Raw genomic sequence first — 14281 nt, forward strand, 5'->3', positions numbered from 1 at the left:
ATCAGAGATTAGATAATGCGCCAGATAGAATGAAGTACCTATTTTTCAAGGTCGTTTTGAATTGCTGTGAATAAGAGCTCATTCCTTTTTTCATTGCATCATACGTTGATGAAATTTGCCTTGCATAGGGGATTAATTTTTTCCCAGCCTCTGTAAGTTTTATTCTTACTCCATCAACGGTAAGCAAGCGAGTATTGAGTTTACTTTCGAATCTTTGAATACGCTTGGTCATAGCAGAAGGTGTCACATATAATCTTTTTGCCGCCAAAGATATTGAGCGATATTCAACCACCGTTAAAAATGATTTTAATTCAATGACATTCATTTTAACCTAGTCACTTTTGCACTCATATGTATCTCTTAACTATTATCCAATAGTAATTAAAACTATATCATCATTTGTTGTTATTTATCACCTAAATTTATTGTCTTATAATAGAACTTTTAGATTGATTTTTAATTATTAATGGGCAATGAATAATTTTAAAAGTGGCAATTTATTATACGGAAAAACTTGAAAATGATGCTATGAATAATAAATAGTGATTGTTTCAGCAAATGTAGATTATCTGATAAATCATGATGATGAATAGCATCTACCGACAGCAGATTACCAGAAGGTGCTGCACAATCAAGGACAATCAACTAGAGATTAAAAGTAATCTTTAAACTGCCTAATACCATAAGAAAAAAATTGTATCATCTTGCCCAATTTTAGATTGTAGGTATCTTAATAATAGGTAGATAAAAAATGTTTACACGTCATGACGCGACGCTTAAAAATAAGAAAGTGCACGGTGAAAGTGAAGTCTATAGTTTAGAGATAGAAGGAGTTTCTCCAAATGATTGTGGAAATGGACAATATGTAGTTATTCATGGAGACAAAAAACCAATTTATTTAGCTATTGCTTCGAGTAAAAATGAATCCTACCTAAAAATAAGCCAGGCTTTAAAAAATGGAGCTAAAAATATACTTTCTGAAAGCCAGGTTAATTCACATCTTGAAATTGATGCTCCCTGTGGGAATGAATTTAAACCAGCAGGAGAAAAGGTGTTGTTGATTTGTGCCGGTTCTGCTGAGTCTGTCATGAGAAATCTGTACAATAATTTAATATTCGAGGGCAAAGATGTTTCAGTTTTTTATTCTGCAAAATGTCTTGAAGATCTTCCATTTCCTAATTTTGTTGTGAGGCTTAATAATAACAGACAACATTATATAACTCTTACAGAAGAAAAAGTTGATCAATTTAAATCAGGTCGCATCACAGAACATTTAAAAACAAAAGATATTGATCCTGGTACATCCGTTTTTGTTTGTGGTCCAGTTGGTTTTGAAAATGACATAGTAAATCTCTTACTCGATAAATCTCATCCAGCGCAAAATATCCATATTAGTTATTGGGGCAAAATTCTTCCTGTAAATTCAGACATTCTTGCTAAACGAGGATTTAAAATGAAAGAAAGCACTCTAACAGAAAATGTGAACATCAATGAATCAATGCAAATAATATATTGATCGTATTAATTTTTTTGATATCGGAAGAATACTATCAAAATAATCTCGAACATACTGGGATAGCCACTTTTCTGATGTGGAAAGAGGAAACAAAAATGCCGGATAGAACACCTCTATCACTTGATAATGTTTAATCTTCACCCAGACAATTCCATTTCATGATGAATAATCTCTTTTTTTATTATTCTAAACTTAGAATATTAAGGATTAATAAAGTATGTTTTTATGAATCAACGTTATCTGTTGCTTTAGATTTTTAGGGGTATAATGGTTATGAAAGTACTCCAAAGGATACTTCTATTGGGAAAAATTATGAGCCAGAATAACGACAATAAAACATCAAGTGTATTGAATTTATTATTCGATTATATGCGTCAACACAAAAGTAGCACCCTCTTTTTTGTTGCTTTTGGACTGTTCTGGGCATTTACATTGCCCTATATGTCCTATTTGTTTGGCGTAATTATCGACAGAATCAAAATTCATGGCCTTGAATCTGTTTCGGTATATTCATTTGTTCTTATTCCATTATGTTTGTATGTCAGCATCCATGTTTTACGAAGTGTGGGTTATTATGCCAGTGGCTTATTTTCATTGCTAAGCATTCCCGCATATAAATCGGCGATGGTAAACAAATTATTTACTCATCTAAGTAAACAATCCATAGCTTATTTTGAAGCAAAAAAATCAGGATTTTTATCTAATAAAGTGATGAATGCTTGCGTAGGATTAGAACCGATCATAGTTAATTTGTTTTTTACGATTTTCCCTCAATCCTTAGCAATTTTGATCACGGGTATTTTATTGTCCACTGTCATCCCTTATTTTGGCATTGTACTCTGGGTTTGGGGAATAACAATTATCATTTATACGTATCAATCAGCCAAGTTAGGTCAAATAAAAGCCTCCACATTTGCAGACAGCTGCAGTGTCTTTAATGGTCATATCGTAGACATTATTGGGAATATTCAATCCGTAATTCATAATGCCACCTTTGAGTACGAGATAAAATTGCTCAAACAAAATATGAATGACTTGATTGACAAAGAACGCCTTCGTAATCGTCATTCCAATAAGGTTATGTTTTTGCAGCATCTTGCCATGAATGCACTTGTTGCATTTTATCTTATCGGCTCGATTATTGGATATGTAAATCATCTCGTAAGCATTGGTGAATTAGTATTCGTCATGACTGCAGTTACAGCGATTGCTGCCTTAACCAGCAGTCTTGGCAATTGCTTTTTGGCGCTCATTTATAATATTGGTTTATTACAAGATGGGTTAAACTTATTGAAACATCGCCCTGATGTCCCCGACAAGGAAATCGCCTCTAGCCATACAATATCTAAAGGGAATATTAAAATCACAGATATCACTTTCTCTTACCCTTCTCTATCGCCAGTTTTTAAAAATTTTAGTTTGTCCATTCCTGCAAAACAGAAGATTGGAATTGTTGGGGGTTCGGGGGCTGGAAAGACGACATTAATGAAACTTATTATGCGATTATATGATATTAGTGAAGGAAACATTGAGATAGACGACATCAACCTTACTAGTTTTACTAAGGATTCATTACGTAGTCAGATTGCTATTGTTCCACAGCATTTAAACTTATTTCATCGCAGTATTTTTGAAAATATTGCTTATGGGTGTGGGCACGTTAGAAAAGAGGACGTCATTGCTGCTGCCAAAAAGGCCAAATGCCATGATTTTATTACCTCATTAGAGCACCAATACGACACCATTATCGGTGAACAAGGCATAAAATTATCCGGAGGCCAACGACAGCGCATTGCAATTGCTCGTGCAATTTTAAAAAACGCACCGATTTTATTGTTTGATGAAGCAACATCTGCATTAGACTCCGCAACAGAGCAATCGATACAAGAGGCATTGGAGACGTTACTCCAAGATAAAACTGCGCTCATTATTGCACATCGATTATCTACACTAAAAGCAATGGATAAAATTATAGTGCTCGAAAATGGTCATATTGTAGAATCAGGATCGCACAACGAATTATTAGCAATGAAGGGAGCTTATTATAATTATTGGACGCATCAATCCAGTGGATTTATCAGATAAAGACAATCTAGGGAGTTTGCCAAAGATAGAAGAAAAGGATAAATCATTATGCTAGCCAAATGTTCTGTTTTTATTGCTACCAGTCTTGATGGTTTTATTGCTAGAAATGATGGGGCTATTGATTGGTTAATGAAAGCAAATACACTTGTGCCACCGAATGAAGATGGTGGCTATAAAGAATTCATGTCGACAGTCGACGGTCTGGTTATGGGACGGCATTCCTTCGAGAAGGTATTGTCGTTTGAATCTTGGCCATATGATGATCTCCCAATAATCGTCATGAGTAGCCAACCCATAGAAATACCTAGCCATTTAAAAAATAATGTTTCGGCATCATCTGAAACACCAGTTGATTTAGTTAAACGATTAACAAAGCAAGGTTTTAAACATCTATATATTGATGGAGGTATTACCATCCAAAACTTTATTGCAGATAATCTGATCAATGAATTAACGATAACAATCGCCCCGGTGTTGCTGGGATCTGGTCGTTCGCTATTTGGCCCATTGGCGCATGATATTGAACTTGACCCTATTGAAACCAAATGCATTGGCGGTGGGTTTACTCAATTGAAATACCGCTTGAATTCTATTGCAGAAACAAGAACTCTAAAGAAAAAAATAAGAATAAAGTATACCTCGCTTATGATGAAATAATTGATTGGTTTGATAGTCATCGCAATAAAAAACTTGATATGGAAAAGTTCTATTTAGATCTTTTACAAAATCATATTCCACCTGAAGGCAAAGTATTAGATGTAGGCTGTGGAACTGGTGAACCAATAGCACAATTTCTAATTAAGAAAGGTTATAAAGTAACGGGTATCGATGCAAGTAAAAAAATGATTCACTTATGTAAAAAGCGATTTCCGAATGGAAAATGGCTGCTTGCTGATATGCGCACTCTAAATTTACAAGATAAATATCATGCTGTAATTGCTTGGCACAGCTTTTTTCATTTACCTCATGATGATCAACGAATGGTATTAAAATCCCTTTCATCTCTGGTCGAACAAAATGGTTTATTACTATTTACATCAGGCCCAGAATATGGGGAAGTCTGGGGTGATAACGGAGGACATGATTTATATCATGCATCTCTTTCTGCCGAAGAATATACTCAAATACTTTTAGATTGTCATTTTAAAGTACTTATACACAAAGTGAGAGATCCAGAATGCGGGGAAGCAACTGTTTGGGTTGCCCAAAAGAAAGAGTAAAATTACTAAAAATACTTGCTGAGTAGCCATTCGTTGAATGAAACATTAATAAAAAAGAAATGAGTATACAAAAAAATTTTATATTAGCTATCTATAGAAACTTCATCGCTTAATAGGATAAGCCTTAGCAGAAACGATAAATATTTTGACCCCAAAAACATGGCTCATTTGGTTAAAATATCAGAAAGATAACAAAAAACAGGCAGGCATTAAATCACTTGTAATGAATGCTTTTGGCCATCCTTTGCAACTTTCATTGCTGATTCTCGCTTGCCTTGTAAGACTGAAAAGCTCTCTCTATGGTGCCATTCGGCAGAAAATTAGATTGCAAATATTCAAAAGACTGTATCCGGTCCTCCCCACCTTCATCAGACAGAAAAATTTGTTCGCAATACACGCCTATATCCTCAATAATCCGCTCACAACGATAGTAGGCAAGAGCATTATAGTTTATATTCGATGGGCCATATCCCTGATAAAATAACGCCTCATCTTCAATCGGCGTGCGCTTACTGTCTCCAAGACCAGAACCAATAAACATGAGATCGCGTTCTTTAGGAGCAAACAGGAGCGTATCCCAGTCAACTAGATACAGAGCACCCTCTTCATCAATCAACAAGTTCCATCCATGAATGTCTGCGTGACATAAGACATATTCGAGAGGCTGTTTTTGTAGTATGTGTGCCAGGTGTTCAGCACACATAAGCAATTCGAGAATTTTCTTTCTTTTGGATTGTAAGAACGATGCCATTGTACTTGCAATAGACTCTTCAAAAACCTCCTCTTCAATGCGTCTAAGGAATGTTTTTACCGTCTGACGCCATTTAGAGGAAAATGTTTCTCGGTGTACGCAACTTGTTATTGCTCTGGGAATATCGGCGCTGTGAAATTTTTTCATGGTTGCGCCAAATTCAATCCATTGCGTGTCTGACAAATTAACTTCAACGCTGTTACGTCCTTTCACATAAGGATATATAACTGCCTTGAAAGACGACAAGCTGATCCAAAATTGTCCTTCTTTAGTTGTGAGCGGGGGAATCACTTGTTTGAAACCTAGATCAGCAAGGCATTTTGGAACCAACACCGCAGCGTCATTAAATTCCCCGCTCCTTAACTTTAGAAAATAATCTCGTTCAGTGCTAGTTCTAACGCGATAGACAGCTGTATTAAGATCAGCTCCAAGTGGAAGAAAAAAATTTTGTCCACGTTCAGCCCATATACATCCCATAAACATTGAATGATTTCTTCTTCTTTGAGATCAGGTTTTATCAGCATCGTAAATCACCAAAGTTCATCAAAATCCTAACTCCCAAAGTGTTAAGAGAAGGCATTATAACGATTTTATCGCTACTACTAGCACTATCTAGGAAATATAATTGAGTCATTTTTGTTAAGCCAGATAAGTCAGCTGTACAATGAGTTGATTAGCATAAATGTGCGGTGTACTTAATGCAAAGTCTACCGGTGCTCTATATTGGTTGAATACAACTTCCCCTTTAGTAAGAGACGCAGCGCCAAAATCAGAAAAACGATAGCCTAAACCAAGGCGTATCTGTTGGTTGATTGGTGTGTCAACCCCAACGCCAAGGGTATAAGAAAATGCTGATTGGGAGTGATTTCTAAAGATGGGGGTTACATTGACACCTAGTTCTTCAATTCTCGTTCTAAAATCATTGGCATTGTTAAATGCAGCACCTACTCCAACAGAAAAATAGGGAAAAAATTGACGCACCGTCCCCAAATTAAGCTCAGTGGTTGTCAATAGCTTAGCTACAGCCAGCACTTGTTGCGTTTGCACATTCCAAGAATAGTCATAGTATGAATAAGTCTGCGGTTCGATGCCTACAGAATTAGAGCCTTTAACTCGAGAATTGCCGAAGTAGTCGTATTCAACCCCACCTTGTAGAAAGAGTTTCTTATAAGGAAGTTGAAATTCGCCGCCTAGAAACACTCCTACGAAGCCGTTAGCTTGATTATTGCTTTTGTTGTGATAAATAAATTTATCATCATCAGAGCCCAAAAAAGTGCGCGTCTTTGTACTCACATCAAACCAGGCAGGCCCACCAAAGACAGAAATGACTGGATGAAAACCCTGGACTTCAGGTGATATTAGCCCCATAGTACCTGCATTGGCGAAGGAGGAAAGAGAAAGGCAACTGACCAAGCTAAAAAGAGTATTCCTTACTGACATAATTTTTGTCCTTATATTAAAAAATAATGATTTATTGAGTTTATGCATCCATCACTTACAGAGATAAAAATTTCATACATAATCTCTCGAATTTTTTACAAAGATTGTGATATTGCAAGCATTAGAGCAATATCATCAACTATTTTCAATAATTTAAGAGCAATTTATTTCCAATAGGATAATTGTAATGACACTTGAATGGCAACCTCTAGTAGTTACTCTCAAAGTTGACTTATTTATAAAAACTCATTAAGAATTGAGGTGCAGTGATATTTGCTTGGTTAATTGATAAAGCAATAATCATAGCCTTTGATAGACGGATTAGCATATTATTCAAAGATTAAGAGTCTTTTATCGAAACAGGATGAATTTATAATGTATAAAAAAATCAATCTCCCAGTATTATTATTTAGCAACGCTGTGTTTTTATTAGCAACGAATCAATCTTTTGCTGGCGCAAATTTCACTATTATTCCGGACCAGCAAGAAATATTTCCCGTATCCGTATATCCAGGAGGTATTGTATCGGCATATTACACCGTCACCAATCAAACCAGAACCATGCGGAAAGGCTACAAAATACAGGCACAACCAGCAACAGTGACTCAAAACTCAACTAACCCAAATTATTGTTCAAACCCAGTTAAGCTCAATGGAAATGCAAGTTGCACCTTACAGCTTGATATCAGTGGGGAAGCTAAATCCGGATTTGCTCTTTGTAATGGCTCTAGCTGCACAACAGCTTCTGTTCCATTGAATGTATCATTACAAACAACTGTAACCGTTGGATCATACTTAAATAGCAGTGGTGGGCTTGCACCTTTAGGCTATTATGATGGTGGAATCGACTGGAAACTAAGTTCACCTCTAGCACTCCCTGCTGATGTGATTCAATCTCCTGCCCAACAGAATAGCTTTCTTAATAGTATTTACTGCAATAGAAAAGTTCATTATTGTGCTGCCGTAGGAGCTTATACTAATAATGCTGGAGGTCCAAATACGTTTGCACCGTTAAGTTATTTTTCAACTGATAACGGTGCTCATTGGAGATTAAGTAGCACATTGCCTTTGCCATCCGATGTGAGTATGCCAGCAGATAACCAAATTTCTATTCTCCTCGGAGTCACAAGTACTTCATCAGAAGAACCGCATTATGCGGCAGTTGGATACTATGATGACAACACTGGCGGTACTTCCGTATTAAGTTATATCTCCAAAAATGGAGGTGAGCAATGGGAGCTTAGTGAACCATTACCGTTGCCATCTGATGTAATCACACCCTCTAGTAGGCAAAACAATTTACTCTATGGAATTTCTTGTGATCCCACGGGTGAACTCTGTAGTGCAATAGGGTCTTACAAAAATATTAATACATCCACAGTTCCATTAAGCTACACATCCACAAATCAAGGGCACTCATGGACTCTCAGCCAAGTTCCACTTCCTGTACCAACAGATGCACCTAGTCAAAATCAGCAAAAAAGTGTGCTACAGGGTATTTCTTGTAATGGCGGAGGGCATTGTGCTGCGGTTGGGTATTATTATAATACCAGTACAGGGATTGCTCCATTAAGCTATATCTCAAATGACGGTGGTGTGACATGGCAACTGAGTTTGATGTTACCTCTGCCCGACGATGTAATTACTCCATCACGCCGTCAAAAAACGTATCTTAATGGTGTTTTTTGTGGCCGAACAGGTTTGAGTTGTAGCGCAGTGGGATATTACACAAATAGTGCCGGTACCGTTGCACCATTAAGTTATACTTCCGTAGATGGCGGTTACTCGTGGACTGTAAGCTCTTCGACATTACCACTTCCTTCTGATGCCGCAACAGGCTCATTGAGTAATGCTGGGCTGTTTAGTGTTATTTGTGATGCAGCAAAAGGCCTTTGTAATGCAGTTGGGTATTACACAAAAATGGGTGCTACAACTGGCTATTTTCCCTTAAGCTATACTTCAACTGATGGAGGTATTACCTGGGCCGTTAACCCCAATGGTCTTAATTTGCCAGTTGATGCTGCTCAAGTAAGACAAACAGCACGTCTCAATAGCGTTAATTAAACGACAAAATTAGTCTCTCTACCTCGTGATTGATTTTAGACTTCTAGAATCAATCACGAAAGTCCTGCTCTAATCAACTCATTTTTTAGAGAAAAATACTCAAGCCTTTCAAGATTTAAAAATAACGAGTTGCTTTAAGCGCGCCAGTAATGCTCATTAAACCACCTACAAATCCTTCAGGACAGCATGAAATAATCTTAATAAAACCGTATTTTATATTGTATTAATTTTCCTTTCCGCTTCCCTGCAATTAATTGAAGGAGGTGCTTAAAAATGCATTCTCGAACATCATCAAGAGAAATCTTAAGAAAACATTAACATGTCTATACATTTTTTGCATATCCCTCACAATATCTGATTCTTTCTCAACAGATTTCCATAATATTATCTTGGTAAAATCCCTTTCTTGAAACTGAAATGGAAGCAACAGAGAGAATCTTTGATTAATGAAGCATGATACGCTTGTCGCTTCCTGAAACCTCAGAAAAATAGGAGATATAATGTTTAAAAATTTTCGAAATAAGTTCTTTGAATCAATAAGTTCAGAACAACAAGTTAGTTTCTTTAAATTTGCAAACAAAGTTGCAGAAACTATTAATCTTGTGATTACTAATAATCGAGATAACGAACAATTCATTGCCAAATTTAATAGAAGTCTGGATTCACGAATAGGTGATATCAGCAAGTCTGCAGAGGAAGTAGAATGCCTTAAGTATATGAAAGAAACCTTCAATACGAGCCGGGCTTTTGATGTGGGCTCGATGTTGTACCATTTAAGACACTATTCCCAAGAGACTGTAAGAGCTGTAATTCAATCAGTTATCAGTTGCTGCAATGGTGGATGCTCTATGTTAGATCTTGGCGAAAAAGAATTAACACAGCTTAATGCGGGTATTTTAGCATTAAGAGAATACATCAGTAAGGTTGAAAAGGATCCTATCAATGGCGCAAATCAACCTTGCACTGTACTGGTTGGAAATGGGACTGAATTTACTTTTCAGAATGGCGAGGAAGCATGCGCTGCAATAAGAGAAGTAGTTAATGCGCTTAATATTGCAAATATGCCTCAATAAAAAAAGCAAAATAGGTCTGCAAGTTAATCATCACAGAATAATGGTTAACTTGCAAAATTAGATTCACCCAAAATTGACTTTTTCCCAAATCCGAAAACACCAATAAAGAGCACAAAATCATAAGTCAAGTAGCTCCCTTCTCTTACTTAAAATATCAAATGCTTTTTATCAAGATGAGGCTCTTATTCACCTAAATCCAGACTTATAAAGGCGAAATTGACAGGAAAGTAATTTCTTTAAAGAAAAATAGAGTTTCTTAATTTTTGACTTATTTAAAAATAGAGAGATTACCCGCTTTAAGCCCGCTAGTTCGTTTGAAAATATTTTTTAACCAAGACATTCATATCTCTAGTTGTTGTAGCGATGGACGCACCAGTAATGCTCATATAGTTTATGGCACTTAAACCACCTACAAATCTTCCATTTTCATCTTCAAAAGGATGAACACTCTCAAACCCTACTGGTATTTAGTCATCAGTTTTTTTCCATCACCAAAGCATGTCAGCACTAATAAGGATGGTGAATATGCCGCTGATGAGTTCACAGCTATTGGATATGTACTTTGATGATAATTATTCTGGCGCAGGTGACGTAACGTGCATCGTGTGTCTAGACCAGCCGATGGTTTCGCATGGTCATTGCGACAAGAAAATGATAGTGACCTCTATTTGCAACACCTGATGTATCTCATTGATATTGACCGATAAGATGAAATGCTGATAAAGCTCCTATTCCATTCTTGCTGGCAGGGGATGACCCCGGAACATCAACGAGGAGCAGGGCTGGATAAAAATAAGGCAAAAAAAAAGCGGCATAATAAGCCGCTTTAAGGAAAAGACCCTGGCGATGACCTACTTTCACATGAGGAAGCCTCACACTATCATTGGCGCATGTTCGTTTCACTTCTGAGTTCGAGATGGAATCAGGTGGTACCAAACCGCTATGGTCGCCAGGAAAACTGTTTTGAGTATCGTGCATTAGCCGCATGATACTCAGGTAAATAAAGAGAGTAACATTATATCTTATATTCAGCACAATCTGAAGTAACTCAGATTATATGGTCAAGACAATCAGCCAATTAGTACAAGTTAGCTTCACGCATTACTACGCTTCCACACCTTGCCTATCAACGTCGTAGTCTTCAACGGGCTTCAAGGGAAAACTCATCTTGAGGGAGGCTTCCCGCTTAGATGCTTTCAGCGGTTATCCCGTCCGAACTTAGCTACCCGGCAATGCCACTGGCGTGACAACCGGTACACCAGAGGTTCGTCCACTCCGGTCCTCTCGTACTAGGAGCAGCTCCTCTCAATTTTCCTACGCCCACGGCAGATAGGGACCGAACTGTCTCACGACGTTCTAAACCCAGCTCGCGTACCACTTTAAATGGCGAACAGCCATACCCTTGGGACCTGCTTCAGCCCCAGGATGTGATGAGCCGACATCGAGGTGCCAAACACCGCCGTCGATATGAACTCTTGGGCGGTATCAGCCTGTTATCCCCGGAGTACCTTTTATCCGTTGAGCGATGGCCCTTCCATACAGAACCACCGGATCACTAAGACCAACTTTCGTTCCTGCTCGAGCCGTCGCTCTCGCAGTCAAGCACCCTTATGCCTTTACACTCTTGGTACGATGTCCGACCGTACCGAGGGTACCTTTGTGCTCCTCCGTTACTCTTTGGGAGGAGACCGCCCCAGTCAAACTACCCATCATACACTGTCCTTATCCCAGATAATGGGACCAAGTTAGAACCTCAATAACAACAGGGTGGTATTTCAAGGTCGGCTCCATACCCACTAGCGTGGATACTTCATAGCCTCCCACCTATCCTACACAGTCATCATCAAAGTCCAGTGCAAAACTATAGTAAAGGTTCACGGGGTCTTTCCGTCTAGCCGCGGGTACACTGCATCTTCACAGCGATTTCAATTTCACTGAGTCTCGGGTGGAGACAGTGTGGCCATCGTTACGCCATTCGTGCAGGTCGGAACTTACCCGACAAGGAATTTCGCTACCTTAGGACCGTTATAGTTACGGCCGCCGTTTACCGGGGCTTCGATCAAGAGCTTCTCCGAAGATAACCCCATCAATTAACCTTCCGGCACCGGGCAGGCGTCACACCCTATACGTCTTCTTACGAATTTGCAGAGTGCTGTGTTTTTAATAAACAGTCGCAGCCACCTGGTCTCTGCGGCCCTCTTCAGCTCAGAAAGTAAATTCCTTCACCGAAAAGGGCGTACCTTCTCCCGAAGTTACGGTACCATTTTGCCTAGTTCCTTCACCCGAGTTCTCTCAAGCGCCTTAGTATTCTCTACCTGTCCACCTGTGTCGGTTTGCGGTACGGTTCTCTATAAGTTATGGCTAGCAGCTTTTCCTGGAAGCCGGGCATCAATGACTTCGCTGTACACCGAAGTGTCAGCACCATGTCGCACCTCAGAGTTATTAATGGTCCGGATTTGCCTAAACCATCCCCCTACATGCACATACCAGGACAACCATCGCCTGGCTCACCTAGCCTTCTTCGTCCCCACATCACCACTTATAAAAAGTCCAGGAATATTAACCTGGTTCCCATCGACTACGCTCTTCAGCCTCGCCTTAGGGGCCGACTCACCCTGCTCCGATTAACGTCGTGCAGGAAACCTGGGACTTCCGGCGTGAGGGCTTTTCACCCTCATTATCGTTACTCATGTCAGCATTCGCACTTCTGATACCTCCAGCACACTTCTCAATGCACCTTCATCAGCTTACAGAACGCTCCCCTACCACGTGTACTTAGTACACATCCGCAGCTTCGGTGACTAGTTTTAGCCCCGTTACATCTTCCGCGCAGGCCGACTCGACCAGTGAGCTATTACGCTTTCTTTAAAGGGTGGCTGCTTCTAAGCCAACCTCCTGGCTGTCTGTGCCTTCCCACATCGTTTCCCACTTAACTAGTACTTGGGGACCTTAGCTGGCGGTCTGGGTTGTTTCCCTCTTCACGACGGACGTTAGCACCCGCCGTGTGTCTCCCGTGATTCAATTAGCCGGTATTCGGAGTTTGCATCGGTTTGGTAAGCCATGACAGCCCCCTAGCCGAAACAGTGCTCTACCCCCAACAATCATTCACGAGGCGCTACCTAAATAGCTTTCGGGGAGAACCAGCTATCTCCGGGCTTGATTAGCCTTTCACTCCTAGTCACACGTCATCCGATAATTTTTCAACATTACCCGGTTCGGACCTCCAGTTGGTGTTACCCAACCTTCATCCTGCACATGACTAGATCGCCCGGTTTCGGGTCTACTCACAGCGACTCTCGCCCTATTCAGACTCGATTTCTCTACGGCTCCCTTATTCAGTTAACCTCGCCACTGAAAGTAACTCGCTGACCCATTATACAAAAGGTACGCAGTCACACAGCCTAAGCCATGCTCCCACTGCTTGTACGCAAACGGTTTCAGGTTCTATTTCACTCCCCTCTCCGGGGTTCTTTTCACCTTTCCCTCACGGTACTGGTTCACTATCGGTCAGTAAGTAGTATTTAGCCTTGGATGATGGTCCACCCATCTTCAACCAGGATTACACGTGTCCCGGCCTACTTATTCGCGTGCCTAGTTCTTGATACAACCTTTATATACGGGGCTTTCACCCTCTATGGCCAACCTTCCCAAGTTGTTCTATTCCTTTGTATCATAAATCACGCCAGGCTCCTCCCCGTTCGCTCGCCGCTACTTGGAGAATCTCTTTTGATTTCTTTTCCTTCGGGTACTTAGATGTTTCAGTTCCCCGAGTTCGCTTCTATAACCTATGTATTCAGCTATAGATGACTATGCTCGCGCATAGCCGGGTTCCCCCATTCGGACATCTTCGGCTCATCGCTCGTTTCCAGCTCACCAAAGCTTTTCGCAGGATTCCACGTCCTTCATCGCCTCTTACTGCCAAGGCATCCACCGTTTGCGCTTCTCTTCTTGACCATATAATCTCAATTACCTCAAAACTATATGCTTATTTCTCAATACAAGACGCTTGTATTACCTCTTTATTTACCCATATTTTTAATGAACGTCTGGTTATTCCAGATCAAAAAACTCCGTAAAGCTTTTTCATCTGAATTATCCTCAAAAAATCCTAAAATTGGTGGAGCCGAGGAGG

At 39.6% G+C, this 14281-nt stretch carries 9 protein-coding genes, 1 tRNA gene and 2 rRNA genes (1 of these 12 cut by a window edge); 6 read left to right on the plus strand and 6 right to left on the minus strand.

What is annotated here, in order from left to right:
- Nucleotide 1 precedes the first annotated feature (1 nt).
- Entirely contained in the window at nucleotides 2–325 is a 324-nt protein-coding gene (locus tag EL220_RS13430) for a LysR family transcriptional regulator (RefSeq protein ID WP_027271509.1), read from the minus strand.
- A 426-nt stretch (nucleotides 326–751) separates the two neighbouring features.
- Here EL220_RS13430 and EL220_RS13435 point away from each other — a divergent pair, with 426 nt between their 5' ends.
- The 4 genes from EL220_RS13435 to EL220_RS18240 all read left to right on the plus strand — a co-directional run bounded on the left by EL220_RS13435 (nucleotide 752) and on the right by EL220_RS18240 (nucleotide 4821).
- Entirely contained in the window at nucleotides 752–1516 is a 765-nt protein-coding gene (locus EL220_RS13435; protein WP_027271508.1) for a ferredoxin reductase domain-containing protein, read from the plus strand.
- A gap of 312 nt (nucleotides 1517–1828) precedes the next feature.
- Entirely contained in the window at nucleotides 1829–3601 is a 1773-nt protein-coding gene (locus EL220_RS13440; protein WP_035906212.1) for an ABC transporter ATP-binding protein, read from the plus strand.
- A gap of 48 nt (nucleotides 3602–3649) precedes the next feature.
- On the plus strand, nucleotides 3650–4258 hold the full coding sequence (locus tag EL220_RS18235) for a dihydrofolate reductase family protein (protein ID WP_164838768.1): 609 nt from the start codon (nucleotides 3650–3652) through the stop codon (nucleotides 4256–4258).
- 38 nt (nucleotides 4259–4296) lie between these two features.
- Nucleotides 4297–4821 carry a class I SAM-dependent methyltransferase gene (locus tag EL220_RS18240; protein ID WP_232002465.1) on the plus strand — a complete coding sequence of 175 codons (525 nt, stop codon included), beginning with the start codon at nucleotides 4297–4299 and terminating at the stop codon, nucleotides 4819–4821.
- A 253-nt stretch (nucleotides 4822–5074) separates the two neighbouring features.
- Here EL220_RS18240 and EL220_RS13450 read toward each other — a convergent pair whose 3' ends face one another.
- Together EL220_RS13450 and EL220_RS13455 are read right to left on the minus strand one after the other, a co-directional pair.
- Nucleotides 5075–6049: a phosphotransferase gene (locus EL220_RS13450; protein ID WP_232002466.1), complete on the minus strand. Its 975-nt coding sequence runs from the start codon at nucleotides 6047–6049 to the stop codon at nucleotides 5075–5077.
- Nucleotides 6050–6211: 162 nt separating this feature from the next.
- Nucleotides 6212–7012 (minus strand): outer membrane protein, encoded by an 801-nt coding sequence (locus EL220_RS13455; protein ID WP_232002467.1) that lies wholly within the window; start codon nucleotides 7010–7012, stop codon nucleotides 6212–6214.
- Between the two features lie 375 nt (nucleotides 7013–7387).
- On the opposite strand from EL220_RS13455, the gene EL220_RS13460 reads away from it, so the two are divergent.
- A complete protein-coding gene (locus tag EL220_RS13460) occupies nucleotides 7388–9076 on the plus strand; it encodes a beta propeller repeat protein (protein ID WP_027271504.1) in 1689 nt (562 codons plus the stop codon).
- A 500-nt stretch (nucleotides 9077–9576) separates the two neighbouring features.
- Nucleotides 9577–10149, plus strand: coding sequence for a hypothetical protein (locus tag EL220_RS13465; RefSeq protein WP_027271503.1), 573 nt, complete (start codon nucleotides 9577–9579; stop codon nucleotides 10147–10149).
- Nucleotides 10150–10987: 838 nt separating this feature from the next.
- On the opposite strand, the gene rrf is transcribed toward EL220_RS13465, so the two are convergent.
- The 3 genes from rrf to EL220_RS13480 all read right to left on the minus strand — a co-directional run.
- A 5S ribosomal RNA gene (gene rrf / locus EL220_RS13470) occupies nucleotides 10988–11103 on the minus strand.
- A 103-nt stretch (nucleotides 11104–11206) separates the two neighbouring features.
- A 23S ribosomal RNA gene (locus EL220_RS13475) occupies nucleotides 11207–14103 on the minus strand.
- Nucleotides 14104–14264: 161 nt separating this feature from the next.
- Nucleotides 14265–14281, minus strand: a tRNA-Ala gene (locus EL220_RS13480); it runs 59 nt beyond the window's last position.

It is taken from the genome of Legionella sainthelensi (assembly GCF_900637685.1).
Taxonomy (GTDB): domain Bacteria; phylum Pseudomonadota; class Gammaproteobacteria; order Legionellales; family Legionellaceae; genus Legionella; species Legionella sainthelensi.

Bases quoted from the DNA above. Each gene is read 5' to 3' on its own strand.
- EL220_RS13430 (WP_027271509.1), bottom strand. From the start codon at position 325: ATGAATGTCATTGAATTAAAATCATTTTTAACGGTGGTTGAATATCGC.
- EL220_RS13435 (WP_027271508.1), top strand. From the start codon at position 752: ATGTTTACACGTCATGACGCGACGCTTAAAAATAAGAAAGTGCACGGT.
- EL220_RS13440 (WP_035906212.1), top strand. From the start codon at position 1,829: ATGAGCCAGAATAACGACAATAAAACATCAAGTGTATTGAATTTATTA.
- EL220_RS18235 (WP_164838768.1), top strand. From the start codon at position 3,650: ATGCTAGCCAAATGTTCTGTTTTTATTGCTACCAGTCTTGATGGTTTT.
- EL220_RS18240 (WP_232002465.1), top strand. From the start codon at position 4,297: ATGGAAAAGTTCTATTTAGATCTTTTACAAAATCATATTCCACCTGAA.
- EL220_RS13450 (WP_232002466.1), bottom strand. From the start codon at position 6,049: ATGGGATGTATATGGGCTGAACGTGGACAAAATTTTTTTCTTCCACTT.
- EL220_RS13455 (WP_232002467.1), bottom strand. From the start codon at position 7,012: ATGTCAGTAAGGAATACTCTTTTTAGCTTGGTCAGTTGCCTTTCTCTT.
- EL220_RS13460 (WP_027271504.1), top strand. From the start codon at position 7,388: ATGTATAAAAAAATCAATCTCCCAGTATTATTATTTAGCAACGCTGTG.
- EL220_RS13465 (WP_027271503.1), top strand. From the start codon at position 9,577: ATGTTTAAAAATTTTCGAAATAAGTTCTTTGAATCAATAAGTTCAGAA.